This window comes from Kitasatospora sp. NPDC088264 (assembly GCF_040685715.1).
GTDB lineage: Bacteria > Actinomycetota > Actinomycetes > Streptomycetales > Streptomycetaceae > Kitasatospora.
In genome coordinates, this window is the sequence record NZ_JBFBIR010000044.1 from 27,233 (window position 1) to 47,329 (window position 20,097).

The 20,097-nt window shown below is 77.1% G+C and carries 1 protein-coding gene; it reads right to left on the reverse strand.

What is annotated here, in order from left to right; genetic code table 11:
• Window positions 1-4 precede the first annotated feature (4 nt).
• Entirely contained in the window at window positions 5-20,086 is a 20,082-nt protein-coding gene (locus tag AB0O82_RS27565) for a non-ribosomal peptide synthase/polyketide synthase (RefSeq protein WP_363586613.1), read from the reverse strand.
• Between the last annotated feature and the right edge of the window lie 11 nt (window positions 20,087-20,097).

Genomic DNA, 20,097 nt, shown 5'->3' on the forward strand with positions numbered 1-20,097 from the left:
GCCGTCACCGTCCTCCCCGGGCGTGCCGGGCGATGTGCCGCAGCGCCACGGCGAACTCCTCGGCCGCCCGGCGCACGGTCGCCGTGTCGTGGAGGGCGGGGCGGTGGTGCCAGGTGAAGGCGAGGCGCCCGTGCTGCGCCGCGCCCACCACCTCCACCGGATGCGAGCCGCCGTCGCGGGGGTCGTGGTCCTGCCCGAAGGAGCCGTGCTCGGCGCGGACCAGGCCGTCGCCGGCGGTCTCGGGCCGCGCGTCCCACTGGCCGAGGTAGTTGAAGACCACCTGGCCGTGCGCGCCGGCGGCGAGGCGCTCGCGGACCTCGGGCGGGCCGAAGGTGCGCAGGGCGCCGAAGCCCAGCCCGTTGCCCGGCACGGCGCGCAGCTGGCGGCGGACCGACTTCACCAGGGCGCGCCAGTCGCGGTCCGGGCCGAGGTCATCGGGGTCGGGGACGTGGAAGGTGACCGGGTGCATGGTGGTGAACCAGCCGACCGTGCGGGACAGGTCCACGCCCTCCACGACGTCCTCCCGGCCGTGCCCCTCCAGGTCCAGCCGGATCCGCTCGTGGCCGGTCCAGCGGGCCAGTGCCAGGGCCAGGGCGGTCAGCAGCACGTCGTTGACGCGGGTGCGGTAGGCCGCCGGGGCCGCGCGCAGCAGTGCCTCGGTGTCCTCCTCGTCCAGTTCGACGGTGACCGTCGCGGTCTCGGCGGCACCGGGGTCAGCGGCACCGGGCACGGCGGGTCGGCCGGGCAGGGCCTCGGCGGCGCTCACCGCCTCGTCCCAGTAGGGCAGTTCGTGGTCCAGGCCGCCGTCGGCGACATGGGCCGCGAGCCGGAGCGCCCAGTCCCGGTAGGAGGTGCCGCGCTCCCCCAGCGTGATCGCCGTGCCCAGGGCGGCCTGCCGGTAGGCGCTCTCCAGGTCGTCGCGCAGCAGGCGCCAGGAGACGGCGTCGACGACCAGGTGGTGGGCGACCAGCAGCAGGAGCGCCGGGCGGTCCGGGGCGCCGGTGAACAGGGCCGCCCGCAGCAGCGGGCCCCGGGCCAGGTCGAAGCCGGCGTGCAGTTCGTCGGCCGCCTTGGCCATGGCCGCGTCGGCGACCTCGGCGCTCTGCCCGGTCAGGTCGTACCGGACGAGGACGTCCTCGGCGGGGGCCGGCGGCGGGTTGAACTGGTGCCAGCCCGTCTCGTCGTGGGTGAAACGCAGCCGCAGGGCGTCGTGGTGTTCGAGCAGGGCGTCCAGCGCGGCCCGCAGTGCCCGCGGGTCGGGGTCGGCGCCGAGTTCGAGCAGGGTCGACTGGTTGAAGTGGTGGTGGGCGGCGCGCGGGGTGGCCAGGAACCACTCCTGGATGGGGGTGAGCGGCACGTCCCCGGTGACCGGGCCGTCGTCCTCGCGGTCGGGGGCGGTGCGCACCACGGTGGCCAGTTCGGCCACCGTCTGGTGGGTGAAGAGCTCCCGGGTGGCGAGGTACAGGCCGTCCCGGCGCAGCCTGGACACCACCTGCATGCTGAGGATGGAGTCGCCGCCGAGCAGGAAGAAGTTGTCGTCGGCGCCGACCTCCTCGATGCCCAGGACGTCGGCCCAGATCCGGGCGATCCGGCGTTCGGTGTCGGTGCCCGGCTCCCGGCGCGGACCGGCCGCGGCCTGCACGGGCCCGGGTTCGGGCAGGGCCCGCCGGTCGAGCTTGCCGTTCGGGGTGAGCGGCAGCCGTTCCAGCGGGACGAACACCGACGGGACGAGGTGCGGCGGCAGCAACCCGGCCAGGTGGGCGCGCAGTTCGGCGGCGGGCAGGCCCGCAGTGGCCCCATCGTCGTCGCCCTCCGGTGCGGCACCGCCCGCTCCGGCCCCGACCGCCGGGACGACGTAGGCGACCAGCCGGCCGGCCCCGGAGCCCGCACCGCTCCCGGGGGCGTCGGCGCGCACGGTGACGACGGCGTCGCGCACCAGGGGGCTGCGGCGCAGCGCGCTCTCGATCTCGCCCGGTTCGATCCGGAAGCCGCGCAGCTTGATCTGGTCGTCGACGCGGCCGGCGAAGCGCAGTTCGCCGTCGGCGTCCCGGTGGGCGAGGTCGCCGGTGCGGTACATCCGCTCGCCCGGTGCGCCGAAGGGGTCGGCGAGGAACCGCCCGGCCGTCAGTCCCGGGCGGCCGAGGTAGCCGCGGGCGAGGCCGGGGCCGGCCAGCCAGAGCTCTCCGGTCACGCCGGGCGGCACCGGCCGCAGGGCGGCGTCCAGGACGTAGCTGCGGGCGGCGCCGCCGGGGCGGCCGATCGCCGGTGCGCCGGTGCCCGGCGACAGCGGGCCGGTCCAGGTGGCGACCACGGTGGCCTCGGTGGGGCCGTAGGAGTTGATCATCCGACGGCCGGGGGCCCAGGTGTCGACCAGATCGGCCGGGCAGGCCTCCGCCCCGACGACCAGGGTGCGCAGGGCGGGCAGGGTCGCGGCCGTCGCCGGGTCCACGGTGGCCAGGGCCGCCGGGGGGATCAGGGCGTGGGTGATGCGCCGTTCGGCCAGGACCTCGGCCAGCCGCTCGCCGACGAGCGGCCCTTCCTCCCCCGTGACCAGGGTGGCCCCGCTGAGCAGGGAGACGCACAGTTCCAGGACGGAGGCGTCGAAGCTGGGCGAGGCGAACTGGAGCACCCTGGCCCCGGGGCCGGCGGCGTACTGCTCGGCGGCGGCCTCCGCGAAGGCGGCGAGTCCGGCGTGGGTCACCAGGACGCCCTTGGGCGTGCCGGTCGATCCGGAGGTGTAGATGACGTAGGCCGGGTGTCCGGGGGTGAGCGGGGTGGCGCGGTCGGCGTCGGTGGGCGCGGTCTCGCGGTCGGTGGCGCGGTCGGCGTCGGTGGGCGGGGTCTGTGGCCCGTCGGCGGACCACACCTCGGCCGGGTCGTCGAGCACCAGGTGGGCACCCGCGTCGCGCACCATGAACTCCCGCCTGGGCGCCGGGTAGTCCGGGTCCACCGGGAGGAAGGCGCCGCCGGCCTTGGCGACGGCGAGCTGGGCCACCACCGCCGCCGCCGAGCGGGGCAGGGCGAGGGCGACCAGCCGCTCCGGCCCCACGCCGCGCCGGATGAGCCGGTGGGCCAGCCGGTTGGCCACCCGCTCCACCTCGGCATAGCTCAGCTCGCGGCCGCCGTCGAGCAGCGCCACCGCGTCGGGGGTGCGGGCGGCCCGGCGCTCGAAGAGTTCGGCCAGGGTCGCCTCGGGGACGGGGCGGAAGGTGGCGCGCGCCCGGTCCAGTTCGGCGGCCAGCTGGTCGCCACCGGCGAGCGGCAGCGTGCCGATGGCGCGATCCGGGTCCTCGGCGACGGCGGTGAGCAGGGTGGCGAGCTGCCCGGCCATCCGCTCGGCCGTGGCCGGGTCGAACAGGTCGGTGTTGTAGGTGATCAGGCCGTGCAGCGCGCCGGAGTCGGCCTCCGCGAACTCCAGCGCGAGGTCGAAGGCCGCCTGCGTGGTGTCGGTCTCGACGTCGGTCACGTGCAGGCCCGGGAGGTCGAGGTCGGCGGCCGGGGTGTTCTGGAGGACGACCAGGGCCTGGAAGAGCGGGCTGCGGCTGGTGTCGCGCACCGGCTGCACCTCGTCGACCACGCGCTCGAACGGCACGTCCTGGTGGGCGAAGGCGTCCCGGACGGTCTGCCGGACCGCGCCGAGGAAGTCGCCGAAGGGCTGCGCGGGTTCCACCCGCGAGCGCAGCACCAGGGTGTTGACGAAGAAGCCGACGAGGCTCTGGGTCTCCGCCTGCTCGCGGCCTGAGGTGACGGTGCCGACGGCGATGTCCTGGTCGCCGCCGAGCCGGGCGAGGTAGGCCTGCGCGGCGGCGACCAGGGTGGTGAACAGGGTGGCGCCGCGCTCCCGGCCGACCCGGGCCAGTCGGCGGGCCGTGTCGGCGGGCAGCTCCAGGCGGGCGGTGGCCCCGTTGGTGGTGCGCACGGCGGGCCGAGGCCGGTCGGTGGGCAGGCGCAGCGTCGAGACGTCGGCCAACTGCTCCTTCCAGTAGGCGAGTTGGTCGGCCCCGGCGGCGCCGACCGTGCGCTGCCAGTGCGCGTAGTCGGCGTACTGCACCGGCAGCGGCGCCAACCGGCTCTCCCCGGAGCCGAGTTCGGCGCGGTAGAGGTGGGCCAGATCGGTGAGCAGGACGGCGGTCGACCAGCCGTCGGTGACGATGTGGTGCAGGGTCAGGGCCAGCACGTGGTCGCCCTCGGCCAGCCGCACCAGGGCGGTGCGCAGCAGCGGTCCGCGGCGCAGGTCGAAGGGGCGGGCCCGCTCGGCGGCGAGCAGGCCGCGCAGGGCCTCCGCCCGCGGCTGCGCCGGCCGGCCGGACAGGTCGTGCAGCGGCAGCGGCACGTCCTGCGGCGGGTGGACGAGCTGGACGCCGTGGCCGTCGACGCTGTCGAAGGTGGTGCGCAGCGACTCGTGCCGGGCCGCGAGGGCGCGCAGTGCCGCGCCGAGGGCGTCGGTGTCCAGGACGCCGCGCAGGCGCAGCGCGAGCGCGGTGACGTACTCGGCGCCGCCGGGCGCGAACTCCTCCAGGAACCACAGGCGTTGCTGGGCGTAGGACATCGGCGCGGCGCCGTCGCGGGCGACCGGGAGGACGGGCGGGCGCCCCGGGCTTCCCGGGCTTCCCGGGCGGCCCTGCTCCTCGGTGAGCAGGCGGGCCAGGCCGGCCGGTGTGGGGTGGTCGAAGACGGCGCGGGGGGTGAGGTCGGCGCCGAAGGCCTCGGCCAGGCGGGCGACGAGCCGGATGCTGAGGATCGAGTCGCCGCCCAGCTCGAAGAAGCCGTCCTCCACGCCGGGCGGCCGGATGCCCAGGACGTCCCCGAAGACCTCGGCGGTGCGGCGTTCGGCCTCGGTGCGCGGCTCGATCCGCGCGCGGCGTCCGCTCCCGTGCTCCTCGTCCGGCGCCGGGAGGGCCGCCCGGTCGACCTTGCCGTTGCGGCTCAGCGGGAGGGCGGCGAGCGGGACGAAGGCGGCGGGGACGAGGTAGTCGGGCAGCGCGCGGGCGGCGAAGGCCCGCAGTTCCCCGGGTTCGGCGCCCGCCGGGCCGACCACGTAGGCCACCAGGCGCCGGGCGCCGGGCCGGTCCTCGCGGGTGACCACGGCGACGTCGGTGACCTGGGGGTGGCGGGCGAGTGCGGCCTCCACCTCGCCGGGTTCGACCCGGAAGCCGCGGATCTTCACCTGGTCGTCCGCGCGGCCCAGGAACTCGACGGTGCCGTCCGGGCGCCGCCTCGCCAGGTCGCCGGTGCGGTACATCCGGGCGCCGGGCGGGCCGGAGGGGTCGGCGAGGAAGCGGGCCGCGGTCTCGCCGGGCCGGCCCAGGTAGCCGCGGGCCACGCCCTCGCCGGCGACGTACAGTTCGCCCGCGCAGCCCGGCGGGACGGGCCGCAGGCGCCGGTCGAGGACGTGGACGCGGCGGTCGTCCAGGGGGTGGCCGATCGGCAGGGTGTCGGGCACCGCCGCCGCCTCCGCGACGGCGAAGGCGGTGGCGAAGGTCGTGGTCTCGGTGGGCCCGTAGCCGTCCACCACGGTCAGCCCGGGGCAGGCCGCCAGGACGCGGCGCACCGCGGCGGCGGGCACCACGTCCCCGCCGGTCCACAGCGTGCGCAGGCCCGCGAAGCAGTCCGGCGCGTCCTGGGCGAGCAGCCGGAAGAGCCCGGCGGTGAGCCACAGCGCCGTCGGCCCGTCCGGTCCGGCGAGCCGCCGCAGCAGGGCGGCGTCCACCGGCCCGTCGGGGGCGACGAGCACGCAGCCGCCGCCCAGCAGCGGCGCCCAGACCTCGAAGGTGGCGGCGTCGAAGGCGACCGGCGAGTGCAGCAGCACCCGTGCGCAGCGGCCGTCGGCGAAGCGGCTGTCGGTGGCGAGCGAGGCCACGTCGCGGTGCCGTACCGCCACCGCCTTGGGCACCCCGGTGGAGCCCGAGGTGAACATCACGTACGCCAGCCGGTCGGGGTCGGCGGGCGGCAGGGCCGCCGCCACCGGCCCGGCCGCGCCGGTGCGCGCGGCGGTGACCTGCTCGGAGGTGAGCCGCAGGGCGGCGCCGACCTGGTCGAGCAGGGCGCGGCGGCGCTCCTCGGGGGCCCGGAGGTCGACGGGCAGGTAGGCACCGCCCGCCTTGAGGACGGCCAGCTGGGCGGCGACGAGTTCGGCGGAGCGGTCCATCAGCAGCGCCACCCGGTCTTCGGGGGCCAGGCCGTCGGCCAGCAGCCGGGCCGCCAGGCGGTCGGACCAGTCGTCGAGTTGACGGTAGGTCAGCTCGCGGTCGCCGTCGCGCACGGCGGGCGCGCCGGGGGTGCGCCGGACCTGCTCGGCGAAGACCTGGAGCGGGCTGCGCGGCGCCACCGGGCGGGCGGTTCCGTGCCAGGAGGCCAGCTGCTCCCGGTCGGCGGGGGTGAGCCGGTCCAGCTCGGCGAGGTCGCCGTCGAGGCCGTCGGCGAGGGCGGTGAGCAGCAGGACCAGGCGGTCGGCCGCGCCGTGGGCCGTCCGGTGGTCGAAGAGCGCGGGGTCGTAGGCCAGGTCGAAGCCGAGCCGCTCGGCCAGGTGGGCGCGCAGGCACCAGGGGAAGGTGGTGGCGTCGTCGGCGCGCACCTCGACCACCCGCACCCCGGTCCGGTCGGCGGCCGACTCGTCGACGGGGTAGTTCTCGAAGACCGCCATGCTGTCGAACAGCGGCTCCCCGGCGGGCAGGTCGCTCAGGGCCTGGACGCGTGGTAGTGCCAGGTGGTCGAAGCGGCGGCCGTCGCTCTGGCGTTCCTGGAGCTCCCGCAGCCAGGGCAGCACGCCGCCCGAGGGGATCGGGACCCTGGTCGGCACGGTGTTGATGAACAGGCCGATCATCGACTCGACGCCGGGCAGTTCGGCCGGGCGCCCGGACACGGTGGTGCCGAAGACCACGTCGTCGCCGCCGCTGTAGCGGGCCAGCAGCAGCGCCCAGGCGCCCTCCACCACGGTGTTGACGGTCAGACCGGCGGCCGCGGCGTTCTCGCGCAGCCGCCGGGAGAGCGTCTCGTCCAGTTCGCGGCGGGCCGCGGCGCTGGAGCGGGCGCGGTGGGCCCGCGTCGGGGGGCGGTCGTACGGCAGCGGGGTCCGGCCGGTGAACCCGGCCAGCAGGCCGCGCCAGTGGGCCTCGGCCGCCTCCTCGTCCCGCTCGTGCAGCCAGCCCAGGAAGTCCGCGAACGGCCGTCGGACCGGCCGGGGCGCCTGCGGGCCGCCGGTCAGCGCGGCGTACTCCTCGCACACCTCGGTGAGCAGTTGTCCGGTGCTCCAGCCGTCCAGGATCAGGTGGTGGGTGGACCACAGCAGCAGGACCTCGTCGCCGGGCAGCGCGGCCAGGGTCAGCCGGGTGAGCGGCGCGGTGGCGAGGTCCATCCCGGCGGCGCGCTCCTCGGCGAGCAGCCGCTCCGTCCGGTCGGCGCGCTGCCCGGGCGTCAGGTCGCGCCAGTCGAGCCGACGGACGGGCAGTGCGGCATGCCGCGCGACCACCTGGACGGGGTGCGGCAGGCCCCGCCAGTGAACACTGGAACGCAGTGCCGGGGTGCGGTCGGCGACCTGCTGCCAGGCCTCGGCGAAGGCCCGCGGGTCGGCCACGCCGGCCAGGCGCACCGCGATCCGGTCCACGTAGGCGCCGTCGGCGTCGACGAGCCCGTGGAAGAGCATGCCGGACTGCAGCGGCGTCAGCGGGAGCACGTCGTCGGTCTCGCGCCCGTCGCCGACGAGCCGGTCCAGCCGGTCCTGGTCGAGGCCGGCGAGCGGGAAGTCCGACGGGGTGCGGCCGCCGGCGTCCGGGCGGGCGCAGTGCGCTGCCAGCTCGCGCAGCGCGGCGCCCATCTCCTCGGCGAGCCCGCGGACGGTGGCCTCGTCGTAGACGGCGGCGGGGTAGGTCCACGCCAGTTCGAGGCGGCCGTCCTGGACCGCGCCGATGATGTCCAGCAGGTAGGGGCGGGGCTCGTCGGGGTCGGTGTCGCGACCGGCCGGGGGCAGCGCGCCGCGGACCAGGCCGTCGGCGCCGCCGCGGGTGTCCCACTGGCCGTGGTAGTTGAAGCCGATCTGCGGCGCCGCCGAGCCGGTCAGCGGGCCGTCCGGCCGCAGGTGGCGCAGCGCGCCGTGGCTGAGTCCGCGCAGCGGGACGGCGCGCAGTTGCTCCTTGACCGAGCGCAGGGTGTCGTGCCATCCGGCGTCGGGGTCGACGCGCAGGGCGAGCGGGAACTCGGCGGTGAACCAGCCCACCGTCCGGGAGAGGTCCAGGTCCTCGAACAGGTCCTCGCGGCCGTGCCCCTCCACTCCGACCAGCACGGTGTCCCGGCCGCACCAACGGGCCAGGGTGCGGCCCAGGGCGCTGAGCAGGACGTCGTTGACCTGGGTGCGGTAGACCTCGGGGACGCGGCGCAGCAGCGCCTCGGTGGTCCGCTCGTCCAGCGTCACCTGGACGGTGGCGGCGGTGGCGTGGGTGTTGGAGGCGCCGGCGTCAGGGGCGGGGCGGCCGGCGGGCAGGTCGGCCGGGGCCGCGCCGGTGCGCGTCCAGTGGCCGAGGTCGCCGTCCAGGGCGCCGGCGCGGGTGTGCCGCTCCAGCCGGGTGGCCCAGCGGCCGTAGGACGTGCCGGTCGGCGGCAGGGCGACGGGGGCTCCGGCGCGGGCCGTGCGGTACGCCGCTTCGAGGTCGGCCAGCAGGATGCGCCAGGAGACGCCGTCCACGGCCAAGTGGTGCACGGTGAGGACGAGTTGGCCCGGCTGCCGGGGGCCGGGGTCGAAGAACAGGGCCCGCAGCAACCGGCCGTCGACGGCGTCGAGCGAGCGCTGGGCCTCGTCGGTGGCGCGCTGGACCTGCGCCTCCGCGTCATGGCCGGCGAGGTCCGGGTGGCTGACGTCGTGCCGGGTGAAGATGCCGTCCGCCTCCTGGGGAAGCACCTCCTGGCGCCAGCCGGCCTCGGTGCGGTGGAAGCGGGTGCGCAGGGCCGGGTGGTGCTCCACCAGGGCCAGCACCGCCCGGCGCAGGGCCGCCGGATCGGTGCCGGGGGCCAGTTCCAGGCGCTGGGTCATGGTGAAGCGCAGGGCGTCGCCGGGGCGGCGGCCGTCGAGGTACCAGTGCTGGATCGGGGTGAGCGGCGCCTCGCCGGGCTCGGCTTCGCCGCCTTCCTGGCGATCGGTCAGATCTCCTGCACACAGCGCGAGTTCGGCGATGTTCTGGTGCCGGAAGACGTCCTTGGTGGTGAGGGCGAGCCCGGCGGCGCGGGCGCGGGAGACGATCTGGATGCTGAGGATGGAGTCGCCGCCGAGCGCGAAGAAGTTGTCCCGGGTGCCGACGCGCTCCACGCCCAGCACCTCGGCCCAGATCGCGGCGAGCCGTTCCTCGGCACCGGGCCGCGGTGCGACGTACGGGGTGGTGCGGTCGGGCTGGGCGGGCGGGGCGGGCAGCGCGCGCCGGTCGGTCTTGCCGCCGGTGGTCCGCGGTATTCGGGCCAGCGGGACGAACGCGACGGGCACCAGGTGGTCGGGCAGCGTCCGCCGCAGCCAGGTCCGCAGTTCCTCGGCGGTCGGCACGCGGCGGCCGGCGGGCACCGGGTAGCCGACGAGCACCGTACGGCCGGCGTGCTCGCGCGCGGCGACCGCGCAGTCGGCGACGTCCGGGTGGGCGAGCAGGGCGGCCTCCACCTCCCCGGGCTCGATCCGGAACCCGCGGACCTTGACCTGTTCGTCGGCCCGGCCCCGGAACTCCAGTTGCCCGTTCGCGTCCCAGCGGGCCAGGTCGCCGGTGCGGTACATCCGGGCCCCGGGCGGGCCGTAGGGGTCGGCGAGGAAGCGGGCGGCCGTCAGCCCGGGCCGGTTCAGGTAGCCGCGGGCCACCTGCTCCCCCGCCAGGTACAGCTCCCCCGGCATGCCGGGCGGCACCGGCCGCAGGGCGCCGTCGAGCAGGTAGGCGCCCAGGTTGCGGCCGGGGCGGCCGATGACGGGGCGCTCGGGGTGGTCCGCGCACCGGGCGTAGGCGGCGTCGACGGTGCACTCGGTGGGCCCGTACATGTTGTAGGCGGTGACGCCGAGGTCCGCGTGCGCCGCGCACAGCTCCCGCCAGACGGCGGCGGGGACGGCCTCGCCGCCGACCAGCAGCAGGCGCGGGTGGTGCGGGCCGGGGGCGAGCAGTCCGGCGGCGGTGAGTTCGCGCAGGAAGGAGGGGGTGACGTTGACCAGGTCCAGACGGCGGTCGACGACCTGGGCGCAGAACGCCTGCGGGTCCAGCCGGACGTCCTCGTCGATCAGGTGGAGCTCCTGGCCCAGTGCGAGCAGCAGCGGGCCCTCCCAGCTGGTGTCGAAGGAGAAGGAGGCGCTGAGCGCGGCCCGCAGCCGCCCTCCGTCGGCGGTGTGCGGCGCGACCAGGCCCTCCTGGTGGTCCCGGCAGAGGTTGACCAGCTGGCGGTGTTCGACGACGACGCCCTTGGGGCGGCCGGTCGAGCCGGAGGTGTGGACGAGGTAGGCGGCGTGCTGCGGCAGCAGGGGGGCGGTCCGCTCGGCGTCGGTCAGGTCGTGGGCGGGCAGCGCGTCCCACGGCACCTCGCGCAGGGCCTGCCCGGTCAGCACCACCCGGGGCCGGGTGTCGTCGAGGAGGAGGGCGGCCCGGTCCTCGGGCAGGTCCGGGTCGACGAAGAGCAGGGCGGCGCCCGCCTTGAGCACCGCGAACAGCGCCACCAGCAGGTCCGAGGTGCGCGGCAGCCGGACCGCGACCACCTGCTCCGGGCCGGCGCCGAGGGCGGCGAGGTGGCGGGCGAGCCGGTTGGCCCGCGCGTTGAGGGCGGCGAAGTCGAGGGTGGCGTCCCGGGCGACCAGGGCGGTGGCGTCCGGGGTGCGGGCGGCCTGCGCCTCGAACAGGGCGGGGAAGGTGGTGTCCGACGCGGGCAACGGCGTGCCCCGCCCCTGCCGCAGCACCCGGCGCCGTTCGTCGGCCGTCATCAGCGGCAGCGCCCCGACGGCCGTCTCCGGCGCCTCGGCCACGGCCTCCAGCAGGGTGCCCAGCCAGCCGGCCAGGTGCTCGGCGGTCCGCGCGTCGAACAGCCCGGTGTTGTACTCCAGATAGCCGGTCAGGCCGCCGTCGCGCTCGACGAAGTCGAAGGAGAGGTCGAAGGTGGCGCCGTGGACGGGCGGGGTGACCGGCTCCACCATCAGGCCCGGCAGGTTCGGCACCTCGGCGCCGAGGTTGTGCAGGGCCACCATGACCTGGAAGAGCGGCGTGCGGCTGGTGTCGCGCTCCGGCTGGAGGGCGTCCACCAGCCGCTCGAAGGGCACCTCCTGGTGGGCGAGCGCTTCCAGGACGGTGCCGTGGGCGGCGGCCAGCAGTTCGCGGAACGACAGCTCCGGCCGGACGGCGCCGCGCAGCACCAGGGTGTTGACGAACATGCCGACCACGTCGTGGAGTTCGCCCTGCTCGCGGCCCGAGGTGACGGTGCCGACCGCGATGTCCTGCTGCCCGGACCAGCGGGCGAGCAGGACCTGGCAGGCCGCCAGGAGGGTGGTGTAGAGGGTGCCGTCGACCTCCCGGCCCCGTTCGCGCAACCGCGCGGTCAGCCCGGCGGGCAGGGTGAAGGCGACCAGCGCGCCGTCCCGGGTGCGTACGGCCGGGCGCGGCCGGTCGGTGGGCAGCTCCAGCGGGGTCAGGCCGTCCAGGGCCCGGCGCCAGTGGGCGAGGTCCGCCTCGGCGAGGTCGGTGCGCGCGCGCTGCCAGGACGCGTAGTCGGTGTAGCGCACGGGCAGCGCGGGCAGCCGTGGCGGGCGCCCCTCGCGGGCCGCCGCGTACAGCTCGCCCAGGTCGCGGCCCAGGACGCCCATCGACCAGCCGTCGGTGGCGATGTGGTGCACGGCCAGCGCGAGCACGTGCTCGTCCGCGGCCGTCCGGACCAGCCGGGCCCGCAGAAGGGGCCCGGCGGCCAGGTCGAACGGGGTGCCGGCGATCCGCTCCAGCAGCGCGTCCAGGGCCGCCGGGGGCGCCCCGGCGAGGTCCTCGCACGGCAGCTCGACCGGCTGCGGCGGGCGCACCACCTGCCGGGCGCGGCCGTCCCGCTCGGCGAAGGTGGTCCGCAGCGCCTCGTGCCGGGCGACCAGGGCGTCCAGGGCGGTGCCCAGCGCGGCCGGGTCAAGCGCTCCGCGCAGGCGCAGCACGGACAGCGAGGTGTACTCGGTGCTGCCCGGCTCGAACCGGTCGAGGAACCAGAGCCGCTGCTGGGCGTACGACAGCGGCGGCTCGGCCGCCGGGTCCGCGGCCGGGATGACCAGGGCCGACGGGCCGTCCGCCGCGCCCGGCTCGCCGAGCGAGCCGAGGGCCTCGGCCAGGTCCGCCAGCACCGGGTGGCTGAACAGCAGCCGGGGCGAGAGGTCCGCCGCCCCGAAGGCCGCGCGCAGCCGGGCGGTGACCCGGACGGCGAGGATGGAGTCGCCGCCCAGGGCGAAGAAGTCGTCCTCGGCGCCGATCTCCCCGGTGTCCAGGACCTCCGTCCAGGCCGCGGCGACCAGCCGCTCGGCGCGGGTGCGGGGCGCGGTGCGCTGCCGGCCGGCGGCGAAGCCCTCCGGGCCGGGCGCGGGCAGCGCGCGCCGGTCGAGCTTGCCGTTGGGGGTGAGCGGCAGGACCGCCAGGGGGACGTACGCGGCGGGCACCAGGTAGGCGGGCAGCAGCCGTTCGAGGTGGGCGCGCAGGTCGGCGGCGGCCGGGGGGTGGGCCGCGCCGGGGCCGGCGACGACGTGGGCGACCAGTCGGCGGGTGCCGGAGGCGTCCTGGTACACGCCCACGGTGGCGGCGCCCACACCCGGGTGGGTCTGGAGGGCGGCCTCGATCTCGCCGGGTTCGATCCGGTAGCCGCGGATCTTGACCTGCTGGTCGGCGCGGCCCAGGTAGCGAAGGGTGCCGTCGGCCTGTCGGCGCGCCCGGTCGCCGGTGCGGTACATCCGGGTGCCCGGGGCCCCGAACGGGTCGGCGAGGAAGCGGGTGGCGGTCAGGCCGGGCCGGTTGAGGTAGCCGCGGGCCAGCCCCTCCCCCGCCACGTACAGCTCGCCCACGGCGCCCGGGGGCACCGGGGCCAGGTCGGTGTCGAGGACGTACAGCCGCAGGTCCTGGAGGCCGGTGCCGATCGGTGCGGGGCCGCCGGCCGCCGCGGTCGTGCGGTCCAGCGGGGCCTGGGTGACGTGCACGGTCGTCTCGGTGATGCCGTACATGTTCACCAGGCGCGGCGCGTCCTGCGGGTGGCGGTCGTACCAGTCGGCGAGGCGGCCTGCGTCCAGCGCCTCGCCGCCGAAGACCACCGTGCGCAGCGCCAGCCGGCGGGAGAGCTCGGGGTGTTCGGCGTCGGCGCGGGCCAGCGGGTGGAAGGCGGACGGGGTCTGGTTGAGGACGGTGACGCCTTCGTCGGCGAGCAGCCTCAGGAAGTCCTCCGGGGAGCGGGCGGTGTCCTCGGGCACGACGACGAGCCGGCCGCCGTGCAGCAGCGGGCCCCACAGCTCCCAGACCGAGAAGTCGAAGGTGTAGGAGTGGAACAGCGTCCAGACGTCCTCGGCGCCGAAGCCGAACACGTCCTCGGTCTGCTCGAACAGCCGCACCACGTTGGCGTGCGGCACCACGACGCCCTTGGGGCGGCCGGTGGAGCCGGAGGTGAAGATGGCGTAGGCGGGGCTGTCGGGCAGCGGGCGGTGCCCGGCGGCGAGCGGGGCGGCCGGGCCCCGGGCCAGGTCGGCGCGCAGCTGCGGGTCCGCCAGGGAGAGGACGGGCACCCCGTGCTCGAAGCTCTCGGGCGGCGCGCCGGGTGCGTGGGTCACCAGGGCCACCGGGGCGGCGTCGCCCAGCAGTTGGGCGCGGCGTTCGGCCGGCAGGCCCGGGTCGAGCGGCAGGTAGGCCGCGCCCGTCTTGAGGACGGCGAGGACGGCCACGACCAGGTCGGCCGTGCGGGGCAGCGCGAGGGCCACGAACCGCTCGGGCCCGGCGCCGAGTCCGGCCAGCCGGTGGGCGAGCCGGCCGGCCCGCGCGTCCAGGGCGGCGTAGTCGAGGTGCTCGTCGCCGCAGGTGACGGCCTCGGCGTGCGGGGTGCGGGCGGCCTGCGCCTCGAAGAGGTCGACCAGGGTCCGGTCGGGGCGGCCCCGCACGGTGCCGTCCCACTCGGTCAGCAGCCGCCGCTCCTGCGCGGTCGTCCACTCCAGGGCGCGCAGCGGCCGGTCCAGTCCGGCGGCCAGTCCGGTGAGCAGCAGGCAGAGCCGCTCGGCGAGGGCGCGGACCGTCGCGGCGTCGAACAGCTCCGGGTCGTAGGCGAGGTCGAAGCCGAAGTGCCCGCCCTGGTAGGCGCGCAGGACGAGCGGGTAGTTGGTGGCGTCCCGGGAGGTGACCTCCACCAGGCGCACCCCGCTGTCGGCCGTGCGGGCGTCGTCGAAGGGGTAGTTCTCGAAGGCGACGATGCTGTCGAACAGCGTGCCGCCGGACGGCACGCCGCTGAAGGCGGTGAGTTCGGCGAGGGACACCGCGGCGTGGCGCCGGGCCTCGGCCTGGGCCTCCTGGAGGTCGCGCAGCCAGTCGGCGGCGGTGCGGTCGCCGTCGACCAGGACCCTGGTGGGCAGGGTGTTGATGAACATGCCGATCATCGACTCGACGCCGGGCAGTTCGTCGGGGCGTCCGGAGACGGTCGTCCCGAACAGCACGTCCGGCTCGCCGCTGTACCGGGAGAGCAGCAGGGCCCAGGCGCCCTGCACCACGGTGCCGAGGGTGAGCCCGGCCTGCCGGGCGGTGCGGGCCAGCCGCTCGGAGGCCTCCGGCGACAGGCCGGCGGTGTGCGCGAGCGCCGAGCGGGCCCGGTGGGCCTCGCGCCGGACGCGGTCGGCGGGCAGCGGGGTGGCGGTGGCGAAGCCGTCCAGGACGCCCCGCCAGTGCGCGCGGGCGGCCGCGGTGTCCTGCCCGGCCAGCCAGTGCACGTAGTCGGCGAAGGGCCGGCGCACCGCCGGTGTCGGCACGCCCCCGGTGGTGAGGGCCGCGTACTCCTCGAACACGTCGGTGAGCACCTGGGCCAGGCTCCAGCCGTCCAGGATCAGGTGGTGGGAGGTCCACAGCAGGTGCAGGCGGGCCTCGGGCAGCCGGACCAGGGTGAGCCGGGTGAGCGGCGCCGTGGCGAGGTCCAGCCCGTGGGCGAGGTCGTCCGCGCGCAGCCGGGCCAGCCGGTCGGCGCGCTCGCCCGGGTCGACCGCCCGCAGGTCCAGGTGGGTCACCGGCAGCCGGACGCCGCGGCGCACGACCTGGAGGGGGGCGGGGACGCCCTCCCACACCACCGAGGTGCGCAGGGCGGGCGTGCGGTCGGCGACCCGCTGCCAGGCCAGGGCGAAGGCGTACGGGTCGCCCACGCCCTCCAGCAGCAGGCCGGCCTGGTCCACGTAGACGTCGTCGGGGCCGCCGACCAGGCGGTGGAAGAGCATGCCCTCCTGGAGCGGGGTGAGCGGCAGCAGGTCCTCGACGTCCCGCCCGTCGCCGGCGATCCGGTCCACCCCGGCCTGGTCCAGTCCGGCCAGCGGGTAGTCGGAGGGGGTGCGGCCGCCGGCGTCGGGGCGGGCGCAGTGCTCGACGATGCCGGTCAGCGCCGCGGCCGTGGCCTGCGCCAGCGCGCGGACGGTGGCCGCCTCGTGCGCCTGGTCGCTGTAGTGCCAGGTGAGTTCCAGTTCGCCGTCGGCGACGACCGCGGAGACGTCGAGCAGGTGGTCCAGGGGTTCGTCGGGGGCGAGCTCCCGGCCCGGCGCCTGGCCGGCGGGCGCGAAGTCGCCGGTCCCGGGGGCGGTCCACTGCCCGTGGTAGGTGAAGCAGACCTGCGGCAGCGGACGGTCCCTCAGGGCGTCGGCGGCGGGCGGGCCGAGCCGGGCCAGGGCCTCGTAGCTCAGGCCCCGGCGGGGTACGGCGCGCAGCCGCTCCTTGACCTGCTTGAGGGTGGCGGCCCAGTCGGGGGCGCCGGCCGGGCCGGCCGGGGCGAGGGTGACGGGGTACCGGGTGGTGAACCAGCCGACCGTCCGGGAGAGGTCGACGCCGTCGAAGAGTTCCTCGCGGCCGTGGCCCTCCAGGGCGATGGTCACCCGTTCGGTGCCCGTCCAGTCGGCGAGGGCCCGGCCCAGCGCGCTGAGCAGCACGTCGTTGACCTGGGTCCGGTAGGCCTCGGGGACTCTGCGCAGCAGGGCCTCGGTGGTGGCGCGGTCGAGTCGGGTGCGCAGGGTGCGCACGGAGGCGGCCGTGGGCGTGCCGGGGTGGTCGACGGGCAGCGGGGCCGCCGGGGCCCTGGTCTCGGCGCTCCAGTAGGGCAGGTCGTCGTCGAGGCCTCCGGCCCGGACCCGTTCGGCGAGGTGGTGGGCCCAGTCGGTGAACGGGGTGGGCTCGGGCTCCAGGTGCGGGGCGTCCCCGGCCGCCGCCTGCCGGTAGGCCTGTTCCAGGTCGGCGAGCAGCACCCGCCAGGAGACTCCGTCGACGGCCAGGTGGTGGGCGGTCAGGACGAGTTGGGGCCGGGCGTCGCCGCGGGCCCGGAACAGGACGGCGCGCAGCAGGGTGCCGGTGGCCGGGTCCAGGGCGGCGCGGGCGGCCTCGGCGGCCTCGACCCGGGCGGCTTCAGGGCCGGGGCCCGCGCCGGGGGCGGGCGGGTCGAGTCTGGTCAGCAGCCCGGTGCCCGGGTCCGCGACCGGCTCCTGGCGCCAGGTGCCCCCGGCGCGGGTGAAGCGGGTGCGCAGCGCCGGGTGGGCCGCCAGGACCGCCCGCAGCGCCTGGTCCAGGGCCGGCTCGTCGAGGTCGCGCGGCAGGTCGAGCAGCATCGACATGGTGAAGTGGCGCAGCGGGCCGTGGGCGGCGAAGAACCACTCCTGGACGGGGGTGAGCGGGGCCGGTCCGTCCGCGCGGCGCGGCCGGGGGGCCGGGGCGGCGGCCGGGCGGGCGGCGGCGACCAGGTCGGCGACGGTCTGGTGGCGGAAGACGTCCTGGGAGCCGATCCACAGGCCGGCGGCGCGGGCCCGGGAGACGGCCTGGATGCTCAGGATCGAGTCGCCGCCGAGCTCGAAGAAGTTGTCGGTGACGCCGACCCGCGCCACGCCCAGCACCTCGGCCCAGATCCCGGCGAGGGTCTCCTCCTCGGGGGTGCGCGGGGCCACGAACTCCCCTTCCCTTCCTTCGCCTTCGAGGTCGGGGGCGGGCAGCGCTCGGCGGTCCAGCTTCCCGCTGGTGGTGAGCGGCAGGGTGTCGAGCGCGGTGAACGAGGACGGCACCAGGTGGTCGGGCAGCACCCGCCGCAGGGCGGCGCGCAGGTCGGCGGACGGGCGTGCCGCGCCGTCGGCGAAGACCAGGTAGGCCGCCAGCCGGGTGTGGCCGCGCGCGTCGGGCACGGCGGCGACGGCGGCCGCGGCGACCTGCGGCAGGTCGAGCAGCGCTGCCTCGATCTCGCCGGGTTCGATCCGGTGGCCGCGCACCTTGACCTGGTCGTCGGCGCGTCCGAGGTACTCCAGGCTCCCGTCGGCCGTCCAGCGGGCCAGGTCGCCGGTGCGGTACATCCGGGCGCCGGGCGGCCCGTACGGGTCGGCGGTGAAGCGGGCGGCGGTCAGCCCCGGCCGGCCGGCGTAGCCGCGGGCGACCTGCTCGCCGGCGAGGTGGAGTTCGCCGCTCACCCCGGGCGGCACCGGCTGGAGCCGGTCGTCGAGGACGTAGGCGCGCAGGTTGGGCAGCGGGCGGCCCACCAGCGGCCGGTCACCGCCCGCGATGCGGCAGGCGAGCGCGTCGACCGTGCACTCGGTGGGGCCGTAGTAGTTGTAGGCGGCGACGTCCGGGTGCCCGGCGAGTTCGCGCCAGAGCCGGGGCCCGACGGCCTCACCGCCGAGCATCAGCACCCGGGGGCGGTGGCGCGGGTCGTCGAGCAGCCCGGCGGGCAGCAGCTGGCGCAGGTAGGAGGGGGTCAGGTCGAGGAAGTCGACGCGGTGGCGCACGACGTACTCGACCAGGGCGGCCGGGTCCATCCGGGTCGTCTCGTCGACCAGGTGCAGCGGGTGGCCGTCGGCCATCAGCAGCACGCCCTCCAGGGAGGTGTCGAAGGAGAACGAGGCGGTCAGCGCCACGCGCAGCGGCCCGCCGCCCGCGTCGGCGACGAAGCCCGCCCGGTGGGCGGCGAGCAGGTTCACCACCGCGCGGTGCGGGACGGCGACGCCCTTGGGGCGGCCGGTGGAGCCGGAGGTGTAGAGCACGTACGCGGTGTTGGAGGGGTGCAGCGGGGCGGTCCGGTCGGCGTCACCGGGGTCGGTGTCCGGGCCGGTGTCGGGCAGCGCCCGGAGCGCCTGTTCGTCCAGGACCAGGGCGGGGCGGGCGTCGTCGAGCAGGTAGCGCAGGCGCTCGGCCGGCAGGGCCGGGTCCAGGGGCAGGTAGCCGGCGCCGGCCTTCCAGACGGCGAGGATCGCCACGATCATGTCGGCGGTGCGCGGCAGCCGCAGCGCGACCAGCCGTTCGGGGCCGGCGCCGCGGGCGATGAGCTGGTGGGCGAGCCGGTTGGCGCGGGTGTCGAGCGTCGCGTAGTCGAGCCGCTCGGCTCCGGCGACCAGGGCCGGGGCGTGCGGGGTCAGGGCGGCCCTGCGCCGGAACAGCTCGGGGTAGCTGGTGTCCTCGACGGGCAGCGCGGTGGCGTTCCAGTCCCGGGTGACCTGCCGGGTCTCCCGGGGCGAGAGCAGCGGCAGGGTGCCGAGCGGTCGGTCGGGCTCGGCGGCGGCGCCGTCCAGCAGCAGCAGGAGCTGGTCGGCCATCCGGCGGGCGGTGGGCGCGTCGAAGAGGTCGGCGCGGTACTCCAGCAGGCCGGTGAGCGCCTCGCCGTCCGGGACGAACTCGACGCTGAGGTCGAAGGTGGCGGCCTGCCGGGGCACGACGACCGGGGTGAGCGCCGACCCCAGCGGGGTGGTGGCCTCGGGCGGCGCGGGGTGCAGCAGGACCAGCACGTCGAACAGCGGGTTGCGGCCCGCCTGGCGGGGTGCGCCGACCGCCTCGACGAGCCGTTCGAAGGGCGTGTCGCCGTGCGCGAGCGCGTCGTTGCCGGTCTCGGTGGCGGCCGCGAGCAGGTCGCGGAAGGATCCGGCTGGCTCCACCCGGGTGCGCAGGACGACGGTGTTGACGAAGCAGCCGACGGCCCGTTCCAGCTCGGTGCGGGAGCGCCCGGGCGTCAGGGAGCCGACGGTGACGTCCTGCTGGCCGGACCAGCGGGCCAGCAGCGCCTGGGTGGCGGCGACCAGGGCGGTGTGCAGGGTGCCGTGCCGCTCGGCCGCGAGCTCGCGCAGCCGGGCGGTGAGCGGCGCGGGGACGGTGAAGGCGTGGACGGCGCCGGGGCCGGCCTCCTCGCCGCGCCGCGGGTGGTCCAGCGGCAGTTCCGGCGGCACCGCACCGGCCAGTTTCGCCTTCCAGTGGGCCAGTTGGCCCTCCAGCCGGGCGCCGGAGAGCTGTTCGCGCTGCCACACCGCGAAGTCCGGGTACTGGACCGCCACCGGGGGAAGGTCCGGGGCGGCGCCGCGGGCCAGGGCCTCGTAGCCGGTGCACAGTTCGTCCAGGACGACGCCCATCGACCAGCCGTCGGTGACGATGTGGTGCGCCGTCACTTGCAGGACGTGCGAGCGGTCCGACTCGCGCACCAGCAGGGCGCGCAGCAGCGGCCCCTGCCGGAGGTCGAAGGGGCGGGAGTACTCCTGGAGCAGGATCGCGTCGAGGGTCTCCCCGTCGGCCGGCTCCCGGACGGGCAGCGGCACCGGCCCGGCCGGCCGCACGGTCTGCACCGGGCGGCCGTCGGCCTCGTCGAAGGTGGTCCGCAGCCCCTCGTGGCGGGCCACGACGGCCGCCAGCGCCCCGGCGAGCGCCGCGCGGTCCAGCGGGCCGGTGAACCGTACGGCGACCGCGCTGTTGTAGCGGGGGTCGCCGGGGCGCAGCCGGTCCAGGAACCACAGGCGCTGCTGGACGAAGGAGGGCGGCAGCGGTCGGCTGCGGTCGGCTTGCGGGATGGACCGGTCGGCGGCGGCCCGGGCGCCGCCGGAGCGCCCGGCCAGCCGCAGGCGCAGCGCTTCGCGCAGGTCGGCGGGCAGGGCCTCGGCGCGGTCTCGCTTCGAAGGCGTCATGGTCGTCGGAT